Source organism: Poriferisphaera corsica, assembly GCF_007747445.1.
GTDB lineage: Bacteria > Planctomycetota > Phycisphaerae > Phycisphaerales > Phycisphaeraceae > Poriferisphaera > Poriferisphaera corsica.
This window is the reverse complement of sequence record NZ_CP036425.1, coordinates 1020222-1044413: the sequence shown is the minus strand read 5'-3', so window position 1 is coordinate 1044413 and position 24192 is coordinate 1020222. Positions and strand designations below refer to the sequence as shown.

Below are 24192 nucleotides of genomic sequence, written 5' to 3'. Positions count from 1 at the left end.
AAAGTCACTACGCCGGTTTTCGATCTATAATTGGTCAAAAATTGAGACTCAGATGAGTTTCATTGACCGGGTAGCTCAATTGGTAGAGCATCGGCCTTTTAAGCCGCAGGTTCTGGGTTCGAGTCCCAGCCCGGTCACTAAGTTAAAAGACTCACGATCCTTGGATTGTGAGTCTTTTTTTTGGTTCAATCTGTGAAGGCTGCCTTACCCTGAAACACGGATGAGGTTACTTGTTCATTTATTAGAGTTCCATATAAAAAGCCATCACATACGTGATGGCTTTGTTGGCTGCGATAGATGATCCAACTTATCTAGCCAAATATGGCTAAGTATTGAATCTAACTGCTAATTAGATTCACGAACCAGGATTGTGAGTGTTTTCATACGGTATTGACTACCGTTTTTCGCGAACGTCCAGTCACGAGATTTGCCGGTTGAATTGCCGATACCGATATCCATTTTGCGGGCACCGTCATACCAGTTGTTGATGGCGAATAGGGTTGAGGCGGGGTTCAGGAGATGGATCTGCATGCTGCCGTAATCGCCTGTATTTTTGTTGGCGTCTCCGTGATCGTAGATTTGTTGTGACGCGTTTGGAATGTTGAGTTGATTATTGGGGCCGTAATTATAAGGCCAAAACTCGATATGGCCGGTTGGATATTTGCCGGCTGTGACATTGGGGTGATTGGTAAGGACGCTAAGATTTTTTGCTGTTGTCTGAAAGACGAACGGGGATTGAAGTGTAGGTATACCGATTTTTTGGACATCATCGGTGAACGCGTCAAGAGAGACGTAGATCCATCGCGATTTGGAGCCGTCGTCGAGTTCGAGGTAATAGGCGATACGATCAAAAGATTCGATTTGATCCGATATATTCAGATCATATGAGATTGCGGGGCCAGCGTTATTGAGATTTGTGGTGTAAACGGCTGTGTAATTTCGAATTTCAGGGATGGATCGAATGAGTTTTGATTTAAGCTTTTTGGATTCTTTGCGTTTTTGCTCTGCAGCAATTGCTTGTTTTTTAAGTCGCTTGGCTTCAATTGCAGCCATGACGTCGGGATCGGCCTTACGAACAAGCACGGTTAATTTTTTTAGTTTATAGCGGCCGCCGTTTTTCGCGAAGGTCCAGTCGGCGTTTCCGGAAGACTGAGAACCGATACCAATGTCTAACGTTTTTGAGCCTTCAACCCAGTGGTTGAGTGCAAAAACAGTTTCGGCTGGGTTTGCGATATGAATTTGCATGCTGCCATAATCACCATCCTTGCTATTGGTATCGCTGTGATCGAAGGCTTCGTCGGATGCTGAGGCAACACCGCTTTGCTTGTTAGGCTTGTAGTTGGTCGCCCAGAATTCGATATTCCCGTTTTTATGATTGCCGTTTTTCAGGCTATTGTTATTTGAATAGACATTGAGGTTGTCGAGTTGTTGCTGAAAAACTGCTTTAGAATCGGCGGTCGGGACGGCAATTTTTTGAATGTCGTCGGTAAATGCATCCATGGAAACGAAGACCCATTGATAGCCTTGGTCACCATTTAGCTCAAGCATGTATGCGATACGATCGAAGCCTTGAATATCGTTTGTATTGTTGATGTCATAAACAATTTTCTTTTTGGCTTTATTGAGATCAGCTTCATAAACGACGGTGTATTGATCGCGATCAGGAATATTCTTTTCGACCTTGGAGTAGTCGGGTAGTTCGCCATGCCGGAACGCACCTGTGGGCAAGCCGACTGAATTGATGAGATTGGGCTCGGCGAGCATATCCCATGCATACCGAACAGCAACAGGCTGATTGATGTCTTTAGCGGAGAGAATGATGGTATCTTTTGATTCAATTTTTGCTTTAGCTTTACGCCATGAAGTTTTGGTGCCTGCAATTTCGAAGTGACTTGGCGATTTCCCGTCACGTGTGTCAAGCCCGTCGGCGGCGTTGTTGAAGTTAAGACGGAGTTGGTTACCGCTGACGATCATATCGCGGAGCTGCGGGCCGCGAGCAACGATTTCGGTTTTGCCATAGGTCTCATGAAGGGCAAGATTGGCGAGGCGGTGACCCACATCGAGCTTATTGCGAGGATGAATATCGGAGATATTGCCGATGTCGTTGACGACAACCATGCCGGTGTTGGGGAGTTGCTTTTCGATCTCGGCTTGTGATTCCCAAAATTGTGGGAGTACATCTGGGGCATTGTTTTTGTAGTTGTATGGCGCAATCTGCACGAAATAATAGGGAAGCGTGGGGTTGTCCCAGAGATATCGCCAACCTGCGAGTAGCGCTTTGGTTTTGTGGAGATAACCCCAACGGGCGGGGCCGATTTTGTTGGCATCTTGCGTGTGATTGGATTCACCCTGATACCAGATGACACCTTTGATGGCGTAAGGAACAAAAGGATTAATCATGCCATTGTAAAGCGCGGTTGGGCTGCGATTCGAATCGAGCGGCTTGAGTGACTTTGGGAAAGCTGGTGCGCTGCTAATCGGTTTTTGTTTATCTATCTGATCATTAGACTTTTGAATCCAGTCTTCAACCTTGTTGACATATTTCTTTGCTGCGGTTTCGTATTCACTGGTTGAAGGACTGCTTAATTTGATCTTATTGTAAATATCTTCAACTTCGGGTGTTCTTTGATAGCCTTCGATTGGGATCCATGGCTCGATGAGGGTGCCGCCCCAGGAGATGGAGAGCATACCGACGGGCATATCGAGTTCCTGCTGAAGCTTTTCTGCGAAGTGATAGCCCACCGCAGACCACCGGCCGACGGTGTTGCTTGAAGCGGTTTGCCATTTGGTCTTGGCGGACTTCAATCTGACTGAAGATGTTTTGCGAGGGACAGTGATCATGCGTATAAGCGTGTTCGGATTTTGCTTGACGTTATCAAAGGACAGAGAACGTTCAAGGATCCATTCCATGTTGGACTGGCCGGAACATAGCCACACTTCACCGACAAGTATGTCTTTGACAGTAGTTGATTCTGAGCCGCTACGGATGGACATATTCGCGGGCGTTTTGCTGGGTTTTAGAGGAGGAAGCTTGAGTTGCCATTCACCATCAGCGTTGGCTGTGGTGGTGATGGTGTGTCCTTGGAAGGTGACTTCGACTTGGGCATTATTGTCAGTCCAACCCCAAACAGGAACAGAAACACCGTGCTGAAGAACGGCGTGATCAGTGAATGCGGCGGGCAAATCAAGTGCGGTGGCGTTTGGGATTGTAAGCAGAATCACAGAGAACAGGAGTATGTAACGATACATCCAATGGATTTTCACGTCTTGCATCCTTAGAGAAGAGTATTGCTGATTTGTTTACAGCCACAACGTGGTGAGATTTTGCTGTGGAGATCGATTTATCTTAACGTGACGGCGTTAAGATGCCATACCCCAGAAGCAACAATGCGTGGTCGATCACATTGGTATGTTATTGCTGGTATTGTTCAAGGCCGACATCAATGAATTGACCACCTTTGGTTTGCTGACATGTGACAGCGATGATATTCAGGCCGGGCTTGAGTGAATCGAGGGCTTCACGTTTTAATCTGGCGGTTCGGTAGCTTGTTGTGAAGCCTTTGAATTCAGCGGCGAGTATGCCATTGATATAGACCTCGGCATCCTCATCGTGATAGATCTTGAGCCGAAGTGAGCCCGCGTTTTGTATATCTTCAGTGTTGAGATTGAATTCCTTACGAAGCCAAATTGACTGGGAATTCCATTTGGTGCCGACATTAGTGTTTGGCGTTTCGGGTGTGCCGAAGCCGCCTTCGCTGCTTTGCCATAATGAATCATCGTAGTCGGGATTCATCCATGAGGGTTTTGGAAGACGGGTTGTATATTGCCAAGTTTGTGGTGTGAGGTCGGATGTAGGCAAGAGTTGATTGATGGCAGGAGGGGTCTTGAAAAGAGTGGCGTGTATTTGCGTGAGTGTTTGCGGGTCGATTTTGATGACTTTACGGTCATAGGTTATGAGGCCGTTGGCTTCGATTTCGACATCGGTGAGTTGCGTGTAGACGGCGGCGGCGAGGCCGCGAGCGATCAAGGGTGGTAGTTGTTGAATAAGGTCTTCGTACTGATAGAGAAGGTCATCTTGTGATTTTGTTTCTTTGTAGCCCCAGGTTTTGCCTTGCCAGAGATGACCTTTGATATTTAGCAAGAGGCCGCCGAACTCGCCGAGGACAGATACGCGGTGGTCTAATGCGGGGAACATGCCTGGGTCTGGATAGCTGTGTTTATCGATCATGTCGCCAAGCCCACGATCAAACCAGCCGGATGGCGCGTCGGTGAGACGTGAAGGATCGTAGTTCATTGTCCATTGAATAACGTCGTTGGTTTTATGCTGGCCCCAACCCTCATTAAAGGGAATCCAGACGACGATTGAGGGGTGGTTATAGTACGCATCAATGGCGGCTTTCCACTCCTCCATAAAACGTGTGTGTTCGATGGCATTGAAGTCAACGTCTTTACCATCGGTTGTGTTTTGATGGGCATGATGATTGTTCGCTTCGCCTGTAGCGCCACTGTTGGGGAAGTCTTGCCAAACCATGATGCCAAGCTTGTCTGCCCAGTAATACCAGCGTGCGGATTCGATCTTGACGTGCTTGCGTACCATATTGAAGCCCATCTTTTTCATGACTTCTATGTCATAACGGAGCGCCTCGTCGGTAGGAGCGGTGTAGATACCATCTGGCCAATAACCTTGATCTAAAGGGCCGAACTGGAAGATGGGTTTATTATTGAGATGCAGACGGTTGTAGCCGGTCTTATCTTTTGTAAAAGAGATTTTGCGGAGCGCAAAATAGCTGCTGATAGAGTCGACCGTTTGATTGCCATCAATCAGCATGACTTCAAAATCGTAAAGATTAGGGGATTCAGGAGACCAAAGCTGACAATCATTCGCGGGGATTTCAAAGGGAGTGTTAAGGGCACTCGTGTAAGATTGATTGTTGTACTTTGTGACAAGTATGGCTTTGAGTTTAGAATTTTGTTTGTTGGTTCTGACATTGACACTAATGGATTGATTATCAAGGTCAGGGATAATTTTTATGGATTGGATATACTCTTGGGGTACTTTTTCAAGCCAAACTGTTTGCCAAATTCCTGAGGCACTGGTGTAGAAAATACCGTGGGGTTTATGGATCTGCTTGCCACGTGCTTGTGAATCGGAGTTAGTCGGGTCATAAACGCGGATGGTGATGGTTTGTGCGGAAGTGTTATTGAGTGCGTGTGTGATGTCGAAAGAGAATGGGACGAAGCCGCCGCGATGCTCGCCGATGTATTGATCGTTTACATAGATCTTTGCATGCCAATCAATTGCGCCGAAATGAATGAGAATACGCTGATCATCCATCGGCTTGTGAAGATTGATCTTACGCTGATACCAAATCGCTTCGAGTTCTGTGGGATGACGTTTAACGCCAGAAAGATGCGATTCGATGGGGAAAGGTACAGTGATGCTTCCTCCCCATTCGGTAGGTTTGTTATCTAAATGGTGCTTGACCGCATAATCCCACTGGCCATTTAAATTTGTCCAATCAGAGCGACGCATCTGTGGTCGCGGGTATTCTGGAAGAGGATTATTCTTGTCGACATCTGCCGTCCAAGGGGTATCCAATTGTTCGTTTGCGTGCGTCGTTGTTGGCTGTAATAACGTCATATGTAGTACTGATATTGTTAATAATAGAAAGACATTTATTGATAAGTTCAATCGTTACTCACCTCGTCAGTGCATAACTCATCTTAGGCTGCAATGCTTCTTTAACGACTATTGATATTCTCTATAGTCAAAGAGTCGTCTGCTCGGTTCGAGGAACAAACTTATTCCTGTGATGAATATTCAAAAAACGAATATTGTTTGTTATACAGGCAATTATTCGTTATATCGTTCTGGTATACAACCACGAAGTAAGTTGCGATATACAGCCCACTCTTGAGTTTCTCTTGAGTGAACGGTTCGAATATACCATGGAGAGATGCACTGAACTATGTCTTGAATGCGATTGAGTATTGCAGAAAACCCACTATTATAAGCAGGGTAAACTATGGCGACTAATGTTCGCTTAGAAGACAAAATTATTGATGTGAATTTGCCTACAGTATTAATTATTGATTGGGGATTTTATCTTCGCGTGAGTTTTCGGGTTTTTGAAAATAGGTTTTGCCGGGCGTGATGAATTTAGCAGAAGAGAAATTGAGTTCGCCAAGCTTGTCGGTGATGCCTTTGCTGGGATCCCAATGCCAAAAAGTCATACGCCAGGGTACATCAACACCTTCGATGAGTTGATAGCGATCATAGGAAATGGCGTGCACTTCTTTTTCGGCTTCAGCGAGCGTGGTCCCGTAGGTAACGATGTAGTTCATACCAACGATGAGATTGCGTTTTGTATCAACATATAAGACATACCAGTCGTCGGGGGTGTCACCGACATTAGGGCCGAAAGTCATTCGGAAGGCGGGGTAAGATTCGCCTTCTTTCCATAGCTGTTCGCCGAGGTATTCGATGTTGACACCGGGGTCGCTGAGTTTGTAGCCAACAGTGATGAAGTAGGGCCAAGTAAGGAGATGAAAGCGGGCACGTTTAAAAGCGCTACTCGTTGGGCTAAGCCATGCGCTGTTGCCGTCGTAAACGAGAAGTTCGCCGGAATCGAGATCTATACAGGCAGCACCCAGATTAGTCTGGAAAGCCAGAACACCTTCGAAGGCTTTGGCTCCCATCCAGACGAGTTCAACACGGCCCTCAATGGCTTGATGACTGTACCAACCTTTATAGTTCTCGTTCTCCTCGATGTCTTTAACCAATTGCTTGCCACGCTCCTCGCCATCAGGCATTGCCTCGGGAAGAATTGGGCTGACTGGCGGAGCAACAGGTTCCTTTGGCTGCATTTCTGCGTTGATAGGATCGTCGGGTTCTTTGACAGTCTCTGGATTTTCAGGGATGACTGATGTCGCTGACTTGGAACTTGGTTCATTATTACGGATCGCATTCTCACGTTCAGAGATGTCCATACGATCGTCTTCACCTTTATCAGTACGGATATTATTGTAAGGATCTGAGTCTGCCATATCTTGAGCTTCGATGGCTGCTTCATCTTCGCCCATGGGCTTGGGTACACCTTCCATATCTAACTGTGTATTAGCTTTATCCATCGCATCGGAAGCATTTTTAGACTCGTCGCCTTTCACTTCGGTTTTAGTCTCTGATTGCGATTCTGTTGATTCATCTTGCTCAGCAGGCGAGTCAGCTGTCGTTGGCGCGGATGGTTCATCTGCCGACTTTGATGAAGGGTTACTACTAGTGTCTGCTGCATTCACTTGTGCTTTGATAGATGGAACAGTCATACTTGGTCGGCGAAGTGTTCGACCTTGTAGTTTTTGCTGATCACTGTGCTCGAGATCTTGATCTTGTGGGGCTATGGGCTCGGTATGTTGGATATTATACTTATCATCGGATTCCATTTGAGGGACAGTTGCAGTATCGCCGCGATCGTTTGGATATTGAAGAACGGGCTTGGGTGGTTGAGAGGCAGAATCACCTTGAGCGGTGGCGATATCGCTTTCACTAGGTGGGGAGGATTCTTTTTTACATGCGGAGGATGTAAATGCGATGAGCAGCATCAATGATGCTAGAAAGACTGATTTTATAGGTTTGATTTGCATAATTGCAGCCTTCAGATAATCGTGAGTTATTGATCCATTTTCTTACCGCGATTCATGAGTCCTTCAACACGTTTCGGCATTTTTTTGCCGTTCACTGACATCTCGACCATCTGAACGGGCGAGGCGGCGAGTTTATCTTTGCCAATGGTCACACCGGTACGTCGATCGATGCGGCCAAAAGTGAGGACACCTGTCGGACAACTTTGTACACAAGCACTGCAACGAACGCACTCAGGATCTTCCATAGGAAGGCCTTTATTGGCAAAATTCATAATGTCGATGCCTTGATGACAGACGGAAGTACAAACGTTGCAAGAGATACATTTCTTTTTGTCGGAAAGGATGCGGAATTGAGTAAACCGAGCGTAGATGTGCATGAGCGCGGCAAGCGGGCAGGCAAAACGGCACCACATACGACCGGAATACATGAAGTAGAGGCCATAGCCTAATACACCGGCAAGCAGCAGGTCGACGAACCATTGATAGTTAAAGACCTGAAGGAGAAGACCGATTGGTTTGAGGAAAAAAGGCCACGATTCATAGTGGACTTTACCGGTGAACATGACGTAGAAAAGATCACCAATAAAGGAGCTGGGAAAAATCCAACCAATGATTCGAAGCAAAAGCATGAAAAGGGCAATCCAGAGGATGAATTGCCCAACCATGTTGAGTCGATTCCATTTAGGCCCGTGTGGCATTTTATGACGCTGCATATCGCCGAGAGTTTCAGCGAGAGCGCCGCATGAGCAAATCCAGCCACAGTACGCGCCTTTACCAAAGCGATAGATGAGAAGCGGAATAATCACAAAAGTTTGAAGGAAACCAATGAGCAGCCAAGCGTAAAGTGGTTCATTCGTAAACCAGTTATAAACGAAGAGTGGCCAGGCAAGGATGAATCCGTAAGATCGCCAATACTCGCGGCCGTGACCGTATTCAACTATCGGAAAGATTTGATCGGCGATCCATGCTGAAGCGCCAGAGTCAAAGAAGCCGTGGTAACCAAGGATGGGAAGAACAAGCTCTGGGAGAATAAACAACGGTATGGTTTGTATGAGCATCAGCGAAATGGTTTGCGTCTTAATGTAAGGCGTGCGTCTTCGCCTGATTCTTCTGATACCAAAAGTGACAACGATGATCGAGTACGCAAGTGTGTAGTAGAAAGCAGGCGCGCCAGCTGAAGTAAGAACAACGCCAAAAGTTCCGCGTTGATCTTTCATGCCTTCCATAACAGAACCCATGGTATCACCCATCATGGATTCCATACTACCGAACCAACGATTGAGTATAGAGTCGGGATCGGGGGACAGGATTTCATCAATGAAGTTGAGTCCGGTGACGGATTCAACTTTCTGGCCGACGTTCTGAAGCATACCGATGGCAGGGATCGCTTTTTCACCTTTCCAGTGATAAAGCCAAAAGCAAAAAAGAATGAAAAAAATCATAACGGTAATGAATTTGCCTGACCATTCACCTCGGATGCGCACATTCGAGCGGCGAAAAAAATCAAGTGGTGGCTCACGGCCAATCATGCTAAAAACAGCATCGTTATGAAAGGACTCGTCTTGTCCTTCGCTGTTGGTAATCGTGATCGAATCCTCGGTGACTTCTTTGACCTTAGAGGCCATCATGAGTTGCAATGCACCCTCAAATTTACGGTAATGGTGGCCGCAATCGGGGCAGTTGCCTTCGGTAGGTTGACCAACGAGTGATGCGCCGCAATGTGTGCATGTTTCCTTGACTTGATCTTCTCGCATAAAGGAGCCAGAAGCAGTGGTCACACGCTCACTCGTGGGATGTTCAATGGAAACGTCTAATGATGGATTAGACGCAAGCATATTAAGCTTATCAACATTCTCGGGCTTAGGACGACTAAATTCTGGCTTACGATAACTGACGGAGACATTGGCGCCGTTGGTCGATAGCGCGATGGCTGCTTCAAGTGCGGAGTCACCGCCGCCAACAACAACGACATCTTTGCCTGTAAAATCCTTGGGATCGAAAAGACGGTTATAAACTTTATCGAGGTCTTCACCTTTCGCACCGAGTTTGCGAAAATTACCTGAACGCCCGATGCCGACAATGACGCGATGCGCTTTGAGCATATCGGGGATATCAGCAGCCATGGGCTCTTTGTGCGTCACATTGCTTTTCGCCATTTTTGCTTCGAAGATTCCACCACGAATTTTTTTGACGAATTCGACACGAGCATAGGTAGGCTCAATATTATGCGCGGTGATTTGTTCGTTTAGATCTTCCAGAAGTCCTTCTTTTATCGCAGATTTCTCGTGAAATTGAAGATCACCGGCGGGGGTCATATCCGTGGGATAGGTAAAAATCGGCTTGGCTTTGGGAAAGTTAACGATGGTCGAAAAAGCTTCAGAAGCTTCAAGAAGTTTATAGGTAAGACCAGCTTTTTTAGCTTCAATCGCGGCGGCAAAGCCTGAGACTCCGCCACCGATGATGAGGACATCGATGACGTTATCGTTCTGTGTTCGTTTTTGAAATGAAGGATCAGCGAGTATGTTCTTGACAGATTTTGCGCCGGTGTCGGCAGAGAATTTGAGCAGCGGTACGCCGGTGAGATCACCGACAACATAAAGGCCGTTGACATTGGTTGTGCCATCAGGCGCAACATCTGGGAGTTTTTCGACGGTACCGGCCGGCCACTTGGTGTGCAACCAATGGACATATCTGCCAAACCATCCTCGCTTTTTCCCAGATGCAGTCGTGACCATCATTCACTCCGTATTGAATCTATGTATGAAACATACTGATCGCATAAATCCGAATATCGTTGGCTAGACGTTATACGGACAATACGCAAACGTCTTAAAACCACGTGATATTCCGTACAAATATGAATCAAGTCAGAAGAAGGGCGGAAAGATGATGCCCAGCAGAAAAAAGCCCATAGGCGCTGGACCTATGGGCTTTACCCTTATCGTCTATTATTTTGTGATGACGTTAATTAACTGCGGTCATCTAGTGAGACATAGTCACGCGGTTCTGAGCCGGTAAAGAGCTGACGCGGACGGTAGATGCTGGACTTCTGATCCTGCACTTCCTTCCAGTTGGCAATCCAGCCTGGCATACGACCGATAGCAAACATAACTGTAAACATGTTCACTGGGATGCCCATCGCACGCATGATAATCCCGGAGTAGAAGTCGACGTTTGGATACAGCTTACGGCTGACAAAATAGTCGTCGTTAAGCGCAGCTTCTTCAAGACGTCTTGCGATGTCGAGCAGCGGATCGTTCACGCCGAGCTTAGAGAGCACCTTGTCAGCGCTCTTCTTGAGAATCAAAGCACGTGGGTCGAAGTTCTTATAAACACCGTGACCGAAGCCAAAGAGCTTGCCCTTGTTTTGCTTCACGTTCTCGATGTAGTCGTTAACATTCACACCACTTTGTTGAATCTCACGAAGCTGCTTGAGGACAGCCACATTCGCACCACCATGAAGTGGGCCCCAAAGAGCACATACGCCCGCTGAACAGGAAGCGAAAAGATTCGCACCTGATGAGCCAACCATACGGACGGTGGAAGTTGAACAGTTCTGCTCGTGGTCTGCATGAAGCAGAAGAATTTGGTTGAGTGCCTGCACAACGTCGGGGTCTGGACAGTACTCCATGTGGGGAATCGAGAACATCATGTGCAGGAAGTTTGCACAATATGAGAGGTCGGGGCGCGGATACATGATGCGCTGACCAATGGATGTTTTATAGGCAGCTGCCGCAACGGTGCGTACTTTAGCCATCAGACGAGCAGCAGCTTTTTCGAAGCTGAACTCATCTTCCATTTCCATAATATCTGGGTGATAGCAGGAAACCGCATTGATCATCGCAGAGAGGATCGCCATGGGGTGACCATTAGCGGGGAAGCCATCAAATGCATTACGGAGACCTTCGTGAATATTCTGCTCCATCGTGAGCAACTCACGGAAGCGTGCCATCTGATCTTTCGAAGGCAGTTCGCCATAGATGAGCAGTTGAGCGGTCTCGATGAAGGTTGATTTTTCAGCGAGCTGCTCGATGGGGATGCCACGATAGCGAAGAATACCCTTCTCACCGTCGATGAATGTGATATCAGATGCGACAGAGCCGGTGTTGCGGTAGCCAGGGTCGAGGGTGATATACCCAGTCTCGCCACGCAATTTCGTGATGTCGATTGACTTTTCTTTTTCCGAACCGATTCTGACAGGTGCTTCGAAGACCTGGCCATCAGGGAACGATATCTTTGCCGTATCAGTCATGATCGCGTTATCCATGTTCCTACTTTCTTACCAAACCAAACTTTTAATAGCGTTCTCATATAGTAGTTTAGAAGGCTTTACGTTTTTTCGCTACCGACTAAAATCCACTTGGCCCACCATGCCACATCCCAAAGTACCGCATGCTGAAACTGTTCCGATATGCGGGAAAAAACCATAAAATTCCCATATCTTCAGCTATTTTTCAATTCTAGCATAGCATAATCGAGCGTTTCTATGTAGATAACGCGCATCTTTTCACATAATTCCAACACAGTAGATGTCATCGGCTACAAGATCTTTCCACAAAAAGATTTATTAGATTTTTTATCCGATTAGTACCAATTCAGTCTAATTTATGAATAGGCGCTTTCTCATCTCATCAATGAATATTGCCCTTATAAAGAGACCGAGAAGGCCCATAACACATCTACCACCAAGCATAATCAGCATGCAACTCAAATCAGTGCGGCAAAAGTAGATACGAACCTGCATAAACGATAACAAACGTAATTAGGACTGAGATGATCAATTTAATTCTCGAGTACCGCATAGACTGCCTCGCAACAACTGACATCGCCAGATCGAATGCGTATCCATTAGTGGCACGAATCTTTCAGGCATCTATACGCTATCGCGATCAAGACAGGTCTTCAGGCGTTACAAGAAAAAACCAGCCTAGTGTTTACCCGCATCGGCAGCACCGACGGTAGCCATCCAACGACATCTGCGACAACATCCCTTATCTTTCTTCAATTGCGGTATTTCTACCCACGAGGAAATAAATCAGCGCCCCAATACCGCCAGCAAAGATGATGACCAGAATCCAGATGACTTTATCATTGTTCTTAAATTGCTTCGTGCAGCAATCAACCAGCATCCAGATCCAAAAGATCAAGAATAGTAATCCAATCAATCCACCGAATGCTGCACATCCGAAAACCGGCAAGAAGGAGAGCGCATCATGCCCACCATTAGCCAACATACTCATCATCTCTAGCATTACAGAATCTCCATCTTGATCGAGTTCGTGTATTTTCTACCAACCAATCATAACGCAACAATACCCACAGAAGTGAGATTTCGACACAATTCTTCTGCATGCTTGCAAAAAAAACGCTCCACGATTACTCGCAGAGCGTTCTGAAGATTCTATTTTATAGACCTGATTTAGCTGGCAGACCAGCCATTCTTAAAGTCCTTGATCACGTTCTTGAGTTTATCCTCAAGCCCCTTGATGTCTTTCTTCTCAGCAAGCTCTTCACGGACTGAAGCACCTTGCGTTTTAAAGAACTCAACAAGATCAGTCGAGAACTTTTGCACCTGATCCAACTTAACATCATCAAGGAAGCGGTTCCCCGCAGCAAAGATCTGGATGACCTGATCAATCACATCCATCGGCACGAACTGTGGCTGCTTGAGAAGCTCAACCATCTTCGCACCATTATCTAGCTGATACTGGGTTGCCTTATCAAGATCGGTACCGAGCTGAGCAAATGCCTCAAGCTCACGGTAAGCCGCAAGGTCAAGACGCAGTGAGCCCGCCACCTGTTTCATCGCTTTGATCTGAGCATTACCACCCACACGTGAAACAGAAATGCCCACGTTAATCGCAGGACGCACACCTGCGAAGAACAGATCTGGTTCAAGATAGATTTGGCCGTCGGTGATGGAAATCACGTTGGTTGGGATGTATGCAGAAACGTCGCCTTCTTGCGTTTCAATAACAGGCAGAGCAGTCAGTGAACCGCCGCCGTTCTCATCGGAGAGCTTCGTTGCACGTTCGAGCAAACGAGAGTGCAGGTAGAAAACATCACCGGGGTAAGCCTCACGGCCCGGAGGACGCTTCAACAACAATGACAACTGACGATAAGCCGTTGCCTGTTTGGAAAGGTCATCATAAATGCACAGAACGTGCTTACCCTTCCACATGAAGTACTCACCCATCGCAGTACCCGAGTAAGGCGCGATGTATTGCAGTGGAGCAGCTTCTGATGAAGAAGCGTTCACGACGATGGTGTAATCCATCGCACCAGCCTGACGGAGTTGTTCAACAACGCCCGCCACAGTGGAGTCTTTCTGGCCGACAGCGACGTAGATACAAATCATCTCGTCTTCGGTGCCGACATATTTTTTCTGATTGATGATGGTGTCAATCGCGACTGCAGTTTTGCCAGTCTTACGGTCACCAATGATCAACTCACGCTGGCCTCGGCCAATCGGGATCATCGAATCCACCGCTTTAACACCGGTCTGCATCGGCTGCGTCACAGGCTGACGTTCAGCAATACCCGGAGCGATGATATCGACCTTGCGGGTTTCTTCACCTTGGATCGGGCCTTTACCATCGATCGGTTCACCGAGTGCGTTCACCACGCGGCCCAGCACGCCAGGACCAACGGGCACACTCAGCAATTCACCCGTCGCTTTGACCGTCATGCCTTCACTAACCTTGAGATAGTCACCGAAGATAACCGCACCAACGATATCTTCTTCAAGGTTCATGACCTGACCACGAACGACTTCGCCGTCACCGACCTCGAACTCGAGCATCTCGCCAGCTTTGGCTTCTGACAAGCCATAAACACGAGCGATACCATCGCCGACTTCGACGACCGTGCCGATCTGAGCAACGTCGAGCGCGTGCCCAAAGTTCTCAACTTCTTTTTTGATAACACCAGTAATTTCGTCAGTTTGAATCTTCATTTATGGGCCTCTTTATTGAAGGGGCATCTTCTATTTCAAGCATAGTCGCTTGATTCTTTTAATCTACGATTTCAGGCAATCTGCCTGCTACAGAGTGGCCGCAGCCTCTCTTGCTTTCTCACGCCCAACTTTGACCAGACGTTGCTGCATCAAATTAAGCTGACTGGAAACACTCGCATCAATGAGCTTGTCACCCACACGAATCTTCAAGCCGCCAATCAGGCTCTCATCAACCTGCAACTCAAGCTCGACGGTCTTCCCGCCGAGTGATTCGCCAATTGATTGTGCAACACGGTCAATCTCAGACGAGTCAAGCTCACGAGCGACCCACGCTTCAACCTTCACCACATTGCGCTTTTCACGAAGCAGCTCATCGTAAGCCGTCACCATACCAGCAAGGCTCACCAAACGATCTTTTTCATTCACCACCTGCAGGAACTTGTACATCGTGTCGCTGAATCGGCCACGAAAAACGCGTTCTATAAAGCCCGCCTTTTCACGCTTGCTGATCGCAAGATTCCGCATGATCCGCATCATGTCCGGCTCCTGCTCAATCACAGCAGCCAACTCGTTCAATTCGCCGGCAACTGTATCCAGTTCACCGTGTTCTTCAGCGATCTCAATCAGTGCACGAGCATAAACTTCGCTCACTGCATCTGTCATTTCTTGTTTTTTCAATGCCATCGGCTCAATCCTTCATGACTAACCGCTGAATAGGATCAGTTGCGTTCCTTCAATGCCTGTAGTGACGCATCGATCAACCCACGTTGATCGTCTACACTGATCTCTTTACGAAGGATCTGACCAGCCACCTGCGTACTCATCACCGCAGCCTGCTCGTAGATCTGTGCGAGGGCTTCTTCCTTCGCACCGCGGATCTCTGCCCCAGCCCGCTCACGCATCGCCTGAATCTCACTCTCCGCCTGAGTTTTCAACTCAGCAGACAATTTCGTCGCCGCAGTACGGCCTTCCTCAATGACTTCCTGAGCCTTCTTCTGTGCGTCAGCCAACTGCGCCTTGTATTCTTCCAACGTGCCCGCCGCATCTTTAGCAGCTTTTTCAGCACTGGAAAGATCGCCTTTGATCTTCGCTTCGCGGTCCTGCAAACCTTTCAGGATTGGTGGCCAAACAAAAATGGTCAACACCACAAACAAAACCAAGAACAAGATCAACTGCCATGCGAATTGGCCCAGCATTGGCTTCAAGAGGTTGTCATCACCCCCAGCGTCAGAAGCAGCAAAAGCTTCCGCGCCTCCCAGCCAGAGTGTTGCTGTCACAAGCATTGCCATTAACAAATATTTCTTCATCGTCTCACCTTTTGCAGTGTAAACGCTCGATCGATTGATTCGCACCTTCTCGTGCTATCAATCATGTTTTCAATTTAGTCCCCTGCCCTGAAAACAGATAAACGTCGCTAGACGCTCATCTGCAATTTCCAATTTAGAGCTTGCCTGTAAGAACGAAAGCAAGGAACACCATTGAGATAACAGCGATACCTTCGATCAGTGCAGCAGCAATAATCATGTTCGTGCCGATTGGACCAGCAACTTCTGGCTGACGTGCGATCGACTCAACAGCCTTACCGCCGATGTTGCCGATGCCCTTTGCAGCACCCATGATTGTGAAACCAAAACCAAGTGCCAAGCCCAAGAGAGCCAAACCCTTGTCGCCGATCATGCTTGCGCCTTCTTGCGCCAGTGTCATCAGTGAATCCATCATTTCAAAATCTCCAATTCTGAGATTAAACGTTACTTCGGCCTTCAAAAAGTTGCCCAACGCGGCGCCGATAACCCGGGGCGAATATCGTTTTTCGCAGCCTCAGCTGCGTGTCATTGCTTATTAAAGCGAAACGCCTTCAATCCCTTCCATACCCTTGTCGTGCTTAGGCTCGAACTCATGTTCTTCATCATGATCATGCTCGCCATGATGCACCGCACCAGCACTGATAAACAGCACCGTCAGGAAGGTAAAGATAAACGCCTGCAACACTGCAAAGAACAGTTCAAGCAGTGAGAGTGCCGTCGCACCACCAACGACCAACACACCAACACCCATTTCCATAATAAACCCACCCGCTTTGGTTGCCGCCAAAATCAAACTAAACAGCGCCGCCAAGACCAAGTGACCTGCAAGCATCGTGCCAAACAAACGCATGGCCAACACAACACATTTAATCACTACGCCCATCGCCTCAATCACCACCAACATCCCAGCGATCGGCGACATCAAAATCGGCGTAAACGGTACCGGAGCAAAGTGAGCAAAATACTTGAGCCCCTGCTCTTTCATACCAATCCCAACAATCGCGATGAACGAAAGAACCGCCATCGCAGCTGTCATATTCAGGTTACCGTTCGCATTACCATTGAGGTGTGACAACCACGTCACCAGACCAATCTTGTCAGCACCATATGGGTGCGGCGTCGCGCCGATCGCTTCAAGTGCATGAACAATGCCCGTCTGCGTGCTCTCCGGCAAGTACGATGCAATCTCTGCAAAGAACGGCCCCGCAGGCACCATCCCCACAAGATTGATCGTCAATACAAAAAAGAACACCGACCAGATGTACTTGATGTACTTATCTGTAAGATTCCCAAGGTTCGGCCGCGCCACCTCTTCACGGATAAACACGCACAGCACTTCAAGCAACTGTGCGAATCGACCCTTGGTGACATAGCCATCCAAACCCTCATTTTGATTCGTTCGGATCTTGCGCGACGCATAACCAAAGATCAGCAACACGATCAACGCAGCGATACCTGTAAGCACCATCTGGTTATAGATCGTGAAGTTGCCAACCTTAAATGCAGACTGTGGCAACACGTGAACCAATAGGTTTTCTTCAGCCAATATGTTTATATAACTCGACACCATCAACTCTCCATCAGTTCCGGACGTCTCGTCGGATCAACTGTCGCGGTGTTGAAAAATCGTACCAAAATCATGACCTCCACAGCCAACAACAGTACATACCATACCGCTGTAAAGACCCCCGTCTCACGTGAAGGCATGCCATATCCAAAGACCAGCATACACGCGCCAGCCAAACTCAATCCACCCCTGATCACAATACCTATCAAATAAGCAGGTGCGATCTTCTCCACTCCCCATTTACTCACGATTCGAATCGGCTCCATCGCAACCAGCGAAGCAATCAAACATACGATTGCCGAACAAACCATCGGCAGCACCCACTGCCCATGACCTAAACCAATCGTAATAAACAAGCCCAAAGCCACACCAATAACGATACTCGCAATCAGCCTGATGTAGCTGCGTACGATCGGAAAGGGTGGAATTGTGGCTGGCTTCTGACTCACTGATTCAATCGTTCTCACTTTTATCCGATTCATCCAAACTTTCATCGCCGGGCAAACCGTTTTCTTCTTCTTTAACCTCATCTTCAGATGCCTCATCCGAAGACGGTTCATCACCCTTCCCATCTATTCCCTTCCCCAAATGCTCCACACCCTTCATCAAGCTCGGCTTACCCGTTAGCCCGCTCCTTAACCCCTCTTTGTAATGCTTCTGTGCCAACCGGTTCGCCAGCAATGCTTCTTTGATAAACAAATAGAAGCCGCCAATGAAGCCAATCGCAAAACCAGTCAGAGCTCCCCACGGACCCGTGTCGAATTTGAGGTCGACAAAGTACCAACCAATCAAAGTCAAGATCACTGCAGCGCCCGCAAACTCCAACCCCATGTGAAACATTACCCACGGATTGTCAGCCTGCGGCTTACCTCGCTTCATGCAGCTCTTACCATTGACCTAGTCACATCCACCTAACACAGGTAAATACAACCTCGGTTTATCTCCGCCAATCAATCTCTCAATCAGCAGCCCTGATCTCTTTCGTCACACACGCACGTCGCTTGATCACACGCACATGACTCACTAATTGTCATTCCCACATCCCCCTCAACACGTCCCGATCCATCCCATATCAAAAAACACCGGCAAATCACCGGCGCTTCCTTATTCTATTTACTGATCCAACGCCGCCGCTCCACCGATAATCTCGCTGAGCTCGGTCGTGATCGCTGTCTGACGAGCGCGGTTATATTGCCTACCGAGAGATTTTTTCATCTTCCCAGCCGAATCCGTCGCCGATTTCATCGCAATCATACGTGCCAACTGCTCACTCACCAACGATTCATTAAAGCACTGATACAGTCGCGTCTTCACCGTCACCGGCAACAACTCGGCCAACAGCACCTCTGGCTCTGGCGAGAAATCGTACATCGTCTCAGCCTTCGCCCCATGATCTTTATCAGCCTCAGGTGGCTGCATCGGCAACAACTGGACCGCTTTCGCTTCCTGCCTCGCCATGCTGATAAACGCTGTGTAAATCACATACACCGCGTCATACTTCCCTGCCACAAAATCCTTCATGTACGTGTTCGCAACCGCCTCGATCTCTTCATAACTCGGGCTGTCATCAAACTCGTCATGATAGACATCAACCTTGCGGCCTATAAACTTAAAGTAAGCATGACCCTTCTTGCCCGAAACTTCCAGATGAGCATCATCATGCTCTCGGAAAAATTCGTTCACTTTACGGATAATATTCGCGTTGTAACCACCACAAAGACCACGGTTTGAGGTCAGTACAAGCACTGCCACCTTCCCCGTCGATTCTTCAGGCTGCAACAACAGCGGATGAACTCCCTCAGCATCACTGCCCACGCTGTCTGCCAACTCGCTGACCACTTCCGCGATCTTCCGAGTATAGGCCTGCGCGGCCACAGCCCGCTTCTGCATCGCCTGAAAACGCGCAGTTGCAATCATCTGCATCGTCTTCGTGATACGTTCAATATTCCCGACGGCCTTCATTCGGCCCTTGATTTCGCGTACGTTTGCTGGCATGGTCGGCGTATCATACCGCCTTCGTCAAATCTTGCCAAAGGCGGCTACCTCAAGAAGTTAAAAGAAAATTAAAAGACTTTACAGTCCGCTTTAGGTCTATTACTTATTCGGATAAATACTACCTCCAACATCAGTCGAAGTCCGAAAATCATATCCCTTTCCTCACCCTCTCAGCACACTTTTTACAACATTCTTTTTCAGCTTCTTGCAACACACTCGCAATATGCAATTGATACTTATTCTCTGCTATTTCTCTACTTATTAGCACGATAATACCTATGCACACACGGAACCTTTTCCCCCACAATACACATAGCCTCATCTCGACCGGATCGATTCACCCCCAAAACCCCCTCAACTCGTTCGCTTTTCGTACACCTCACTCACTCCAATCCAATACCCGCAACACCCCTGCTCCACTTTTCCACCGAGCAATCATTCAATTAAATAACCGGATCAAACCAGTAACGTTAAATAGGAGATACACGATGCTATCAATCAGTGACGGAATGTGTGGTATGTGCAAGCACTTTGGCGAGCACCACGGCGGCGATGAACTTATTCAAATACGAGTCAACCATGAAGCCCCCGAAACGCTTACCGAAGAATGTGGCAACCCCACCCTGGAAAATGTTCACCTCAAAGTCACCGCCGTCTCATCTTGCGATGGCTATGAACCAGTCAAGCGAGCCGGCTAGAGCAACACGGCAGGCATTATCACAAAACGCTCAAAATAATCAGATAAATCTGAAAAACAATTATTAAGCGGCAAGTTTTCAACTGCCGCTTTTCTTTTCATCTCATCTCGCACAACAAGCACAATCACATCACTAACTTTTCACGCCTTTCACTTCATTTCCCCCCACACTCATGCCGATCCAGATTCTGTCAGGTTAATCACATAGTGTTTCCAACGATTAACCAACACGATGAATAGTCGCGCAATTCGCTTCCCCAAACACCGGGCCGCAACACCCAACACCATGAGTTCAGTCGAGCCACGATCCAATAACGAGCCTGCAAAGCCCCCGCGCGATCTCTTCGACCTTTTCTCCCGACTCATCTCTACTTCCCCAGACTTCATCTCCTATATCGATCGCAAGATCACCTATCAAATCATCAACGATCGCTATGTCACCGCAACCGGCCTGCCCAAAGAACAAATCATCGGCAAGCACGTCAAAGACGTCATCGGCAGCGAAATCTATTTCACCCACACCGAAGCCGCACTCGAACGATGCTTCAACGGCAACACCACCACTTATGAAGGCTGGTTCAACTACAACGCCATCGGCAGACGCTACGTCACCACCAAACTCACACCCTACTTCGACAAGCAAAACAACATCATCGGCGCACTCATCTACTCACGCGACATCACCGACCAGAAAAAAGCCGAAGACCGCTCCATCGAATCCGAAGCCATGTTCCGACAAATGTTCGAAGGCCACAAATCCCCCATCATCCTCATCGACCTCCAAAACGGCCACGTCGCCGACGCAAACCACCAAGCCTGCTCGTTCTTCAACACAAACTACAACCAAATAACTTCACAACACGCCAATCACATCGCCCAGCCCATCAACTCATCCCGCGGCCTCTTCGACATGCTCCTAAGCGGTCAAGCTGATCACGAACAACTCATCATCAAACTCAACAACAAAACCCAAAAAGAAGTCCTCATCCAATCGACTCCCATTTGGGTCGATGCCGATGCTCATCTCTGTATCATCATCCGTGACATCACCGCAGAAGCCGAGCACAAACGCGAGCTCCAATCTATCTTTTCTAACTCTATGATAGGTGTCGGTATCATGCGTCCCGGCCGCACCATCGACAAGTGCAATCCCCGCCTCGCCCAAATGCTCGGCTACGACCACCCCTCCGATATCGAAAAACATAGCACCAAAATACTACACTACGATTACCCAGAAACCGAACGCTTCGTACACACATACCGCACCAAACTCATCAACGGCGAACCCATCCATGCCGACCTACAACTCAAACGCAAAGACGGCTCTCCCGTCTGGTGCTCCTTCTCTGCCAACGCACTCGACACCAACATTCCCCCCGACCTCGACAAAGGTATCCTCTGGATCGTCGACGATATCTCTCCTCGCAAAGCCATCGAATCCATGCTCCAGAAAATCGCCTCAAAAGACGGACTCACCGGCATCTACTCGCGCTCATACTTCCTCGAACACAGCAAGAAAATGATCCATCAAACGCAATCGGACAACACCCCTCTAACCCTCATACTCCTCGACATCGACCACTTCAAACGCGTCAACGATACCCACGGCCACCCCACCGGTGATAAAACAATCACCTCACTCACACAATGCATCAACAAAATCCTCCGCAAATCCGACGCCTTTGGCCGAATGGGCGGCGAAGAATTCGCCATCCTTCTACCTAACACATCATTAGATGAAACGCGTACTATCTCAGAACAGATCCGCCAAGCGATTCAAAACACCACCATCGACAACGACAACACCTCATTTAATATCACCATCTCCCTAGGCTTCGCGGCTCTCACACCCGAACTCGACACCCTCGATAAACTCATCTCTGCTGCTGACAAAGCGCTCTATCACGCCAAGCAATCCGGCCGTAACCAATCTTGCTCATACCACGACTTCTGCCTCGTCTAACACAAACACCACTGATCAACATCCTCCCCATCTTCAAGCCTGCCACCGCCGGTGGCAGGGTGTTTAGCAGATCAACGATCAATCGTCTGCAACAACACTGCCACTTCGCCCAAACTACAAGCCCACACGCTCTGCGTGTGGGGCACTGTTCAAACTCGTCGCAACATCACCACATCTAATTAAACACGACAAGCCTAACCATCAATTAGATAAAGAACCTCGCCATGCAATGACGAGGTTCAAGTAATCTCAATTCTATTCTAGCTTTTAGCGGCGACGCTTCGATCGCAATCGGCCACCCGATTTCTTCTTACTCGCGCCTGTCGGAATTTTCCCACCTGGGAACATCGCGCTCAATTGATCGTCACTAAGCCCATCAAGCGATCGCGGCCCTGTTCGCACAGTATCCTGTTCTCGCCGCTTCTGACGCGCTTCCTCCCGTTCCCGCTCCTCTAACACATCCTTAGGAACCGGGCCCGGCTTGAAGCCTTCATCAAACTCAAGCTTCTCAATATGCGCACCCGTCAGAATCTCAATATTCGTCAGCAACTGCCCCTGTTCCGGCGTCACAAACGACCACGCAAAACCGCGCCGCCCTGCCCGCGCCGTTCTGCCAATCCTATGAACATAAATCTCAGGATCTTCAGGCAAATCATAATTCAGCACGTGCGTAATATGCTCAACATCCAATCCACGCGCCGCCAAGTCTGATGCAACCAACACCTGAACTTTCCCTTCACGCATCGAGTTCATCACACTATTACGCTTCTTCTGCCGCAAATCACCGTGAATCTCACGCACATCAAACTTCCGACCACGCAAATAATCCGCGATCTTCTGAACCGTTGCCTTCGTCTTACAGAACACAACCGTCGTCTCAGGATCTTCATGTTTCAATATATGCATCAACAACCGACGTTTATCCCAACCCTCAACGGTGTAATACTTCTGATCCACCATATCAACCGTCAGTGAACCCGACACTGTTGACAGCTTCTCAGCATCATTCTTCATAAAGCTTCGTGAGAGCCGTTCAATTTCCGGATCAATCGTCGCAGACACAAACACCGTCTGATGTTCGCATCTCACGTTCGACAAAATCTTGCGGATATCATCGCGGAAACCGATATCAAGCATCCGGTCAACTTCATCCAACACTACATGCTTCATGTTCTTAAAGTTGATCTGCTTACGACCATACAAATCCATCACGCGGCCAGGCGTGCCGACAATAATCTCAACACCTTCCTCAATTGCCTGCTGCTGCTTACGCATCGACATGCCACCAATAATGCTCACCGATCGGATCGGCGTAAACTCGCCCAACTGATCCAACTCTGAACATATCTGAGCAGCTAACTCGCGCGTAGGCGTCAAAATCAACGCCTGCATCGGAACACCCTGCTCACACATGTGAAGCAAAGGCAAACCAAATGCCGCCGTCTTACCCGTCCCCGTTTTCGCTTGTCCGATCACATCGCGACCGCTCAGCACCGCCGGGATCAATAACGCTTGAATATCCGTCGGATGCTGAAAACCCATCTTCTCAATTCCCTTTAACACGGAATTGCGCAAACCTAGGTCTTCAAACGTATTACTTGTATCAAAAATCTCGCTCATAAATGACTCTGTGACCCGTTGAGGTAAGCCCCTCCCTTGGGGCTGGAAATAAACAGTAACCGCTTTCCATATGCCGGCCAGGCATGTTACATCACACCTGTTTCATTGCCTCATCGCCCAGAAATCGTTCCTGCTGCTGGTTTGTAACAATCAACAACAACCCACACATGAAATGCACTCAGCGATTGAACCGATCACATCTCGCGGATCTGATCGCGCTGTTTACACCGCTTGCAGCTTCTATCCCTGCAAAACATCAACACACATGATTCGCAATGCTTCAGGCGATCCGTATCACCTATGTAGACAATACTGTGAGTAATCGCTTATCGCTATTTAAGACTTAACTGATCGACCGCGAGTCCCTATCATAATAAGCCTGACAAGTGTGTTGACAACTGATTTTAGAAACACTCGCCTACGCTTACAACCGCCGTTCGCGTAACGCAT

17 protein-coding genes and 1 tRNA gene are annotated in these 24192 nt (G+C 48.1%); 3 read left to right on the top strand and 15 right to left on the bottom strand.

The features are described from left to right. Positions 1-64: 64 nt before the first annotated feature. Positions 65-137: transfer RNA gene (locus tag KS4_RS04175), tRNA-Lys, on the top strand. A 208-nt stretch (positions 138-345) separates the two neighbouring features. Here KS4_RS04175 and KS4_RS04170 read toward each other — a convergent pair. From KS4_RS04170 to atpG, 14 genes are all read right to left on the bottom strand, one after another. Next, positions 346-3264, bottom strand: coding sequence for a sialate O-acetylesterase (locus tag KS4_RS04170; RefSeq protein WP_200761559.1), 2919 nt, complete (start codon positions 3262-3264; stop codon positions 346-348). 148 nt (positions 3265-3412) lie between these two features. Next, positions 3413-5641 (bottom strand): glycoside hydrolase family 2 protein, encoded by a 2229-nt coding sequence (locus tag KS4_RS04165; RefSeq protein WP_145075034.1) that lies wholly within the window; start codon positions 5639-5641, stop codon positions 3413-3415. A 446-nt stretch (positions 5642-6087) separates the two neighbouring features. Next, positions 6088-7641: a hypothetical protein gene (locus tag KS4_RS04160; RefSeq protein ID WP_145075031.1), complete on the bottom strand. Its 1554-nt coding sequence runs from the start codon at positions 7639-7641 to the stop codon at positions 6088-6090. Between the two features lie 26 nt (positions 7642-7667). Continuing rightward, positions 7668-10376, bottom strand: coding sequence for an NAD(P)-binding domain-containing protein (locus KS4_RS04155; RefSeq protein ID WP_200761558.1), 2709 nt, complete (start codon positions 10374-10376; stop codon positions 7668-7670). Positions 10377-10609: 233 nt separating this feature from the next. After that, positions 10610-11893, bottom strand: coding sequence for a citrate synthase (locus KS4_RS04150; protein WP_145075025.1), 1284 nt, complete (start codon positions 11891-11893; stop codon positions 10610-10612). Positions 11894-12632: 739 nt separating this feature from the next. Further along, complete coding sequence (locus tag KS4_RS04145) at positions 12633-12893, bottom strand: PLDc N-terminal domain-containing protein (protein ID WP_200761557.1); 261 nt, start codon at positions 12891-12893, stop codon at positions 12633-12635. Positions 12894-13060: 167 nt separating this feature from the next. Then, positions 13061-14596: a F0F1 ATP synthase subunit alpha gene (gene atpA / locus KS4_RS04140; RefSeq protein ID WP_145075023.1), complete on the bottom strand. Its 1536-nt coding sequence runs from the start codon at positions 14594-14596 to the stop codon at positions 13061-13063. 87 nt (positions 14597-14683) lie between these two features. After that, positions 14684-15280, bottom strand: a complete 597-nt coding sequence (gene atpH, locus KS4_RS04135) for an ATP synthase F1 subunit delta (protein WP_145075020.1) — start codon at positions 15278-15280, stop codon at positions 14684-14686. A gap of 35 nt (positions 15281-15315) precedes the next feature. Then, on the bottom strand, positions 15316-15903 hold the full coding sequence (gene atpF / locus KS4_RS04130) for a F0F1 ATP synthase subunit B (protein WP_145075017.1): 588 nt from the start codon (positions 15901-15903) through the stop codon (positions 15316-15318). A 133-nt stretch (positions 15904-16036) separates the two neighbouring features. Beyond that, the gene (gene atpE / locus KS4_RS04125; RefSeq protein ID WP_390620472.1) at positions 16037-16300 is read right to left on the bottom strand and encodes an ATP synthase F0 subunit C; all 264 of its coding nucleotides are present in this window, start codon (positions 16298-16300) and stop codon (positions 16037-16039) included. Positions 16301-16435: 135 nt separating this feature from the next. After that, entirely contained in the window at positions 16436-17467 is a 1032-nt protein-coding gene (locus tag KS4_RS04120) for a F0F1 ATP synthase subunit A (protein ID WP_200761556.1), read from the bottom strand. A 2-nt stretch (positions 17468-17469) separates the two neighbouring features. After that, positions 17470-17949: a hypothetical protein gene (locus KS4_RS04115; RefSeq protein WP_145075012.1), complete on the bottom strand. Its 480-nt coding sequence runs from the start codon at positions 17947-17949 to the stop codon at positions 17470-17472. Beyond that, positions 17921-18346, bottom strand: a complete 426-nt coding sequence (locus KS4_RS04110; protein ID WP_145075010.1) for an AtpZ/AtpI family protein — start codon at positions 18344-18346, stop codon at positions 17921-17923. Before KS4_RS04110 ends, KS4_RS04115 begins: the two co-directional genes overlap by 29 nt. A gap of 234 nt (positions 18347-18580) precedes the next feature. Then, positions 18581-19462 carry an ATP synthase F1 subunit gamma gene (gene atpG, locus KS4_RS04105; protein ID WP_145075008.1) on the bottom strand — a complete coding sequence of 294 codons (882 nt, stop codon included), beginning with the start codon at positions 19460-19462 and terminating at the stop codon, positions 18581-18583. Between the two features lie 488 nt (positions 19463-19950). Here atpG and KS4_RS04100 point away from each other — a divergent pair, with 488 nt between their 5' ends. Together KS4_RS04100 and KS4_RS04095 are read left to right on the top strand one after the other, a co-directional pair. Next, positions 19951-20160, top strand: coding sequence for a hypothetical protein (locus KS4_RS04100; protein WP_145075005.1), 210 nt, complete (start codon positions 19951-19953; stop codon positions 20158-20160). A 231-nt stretch (positions 20161-20391) separates the two neighbouring features. Beyond that, on the top strand, positions 20392-22122 hold the full coding sequence (locus KS4_RS04095; protein ID WP_145075003.1) for a diguanylate cyclase: 1731 nt from the start codon (positions 20392-20394) through the stop codon (positions 22120-22122). 267 nt (positions 22123-22389) lie between these two features. Here the strand turns inward: KS4_RS04095 and KS4_RS04090 are convergent, their stop codons facing one another. Beyond that, positions 22390-23742, bottom strand: coding sequence for a DEAD/DEAH box helicase (locus KS4_RS04090; RefSeq protein WP_145075000.1), 1353 nt, complete (start codon positions 23740-23742; stop codon positions 22390-22392). Positions 23743-24192 lie beyond the last annotated feature (450 nt).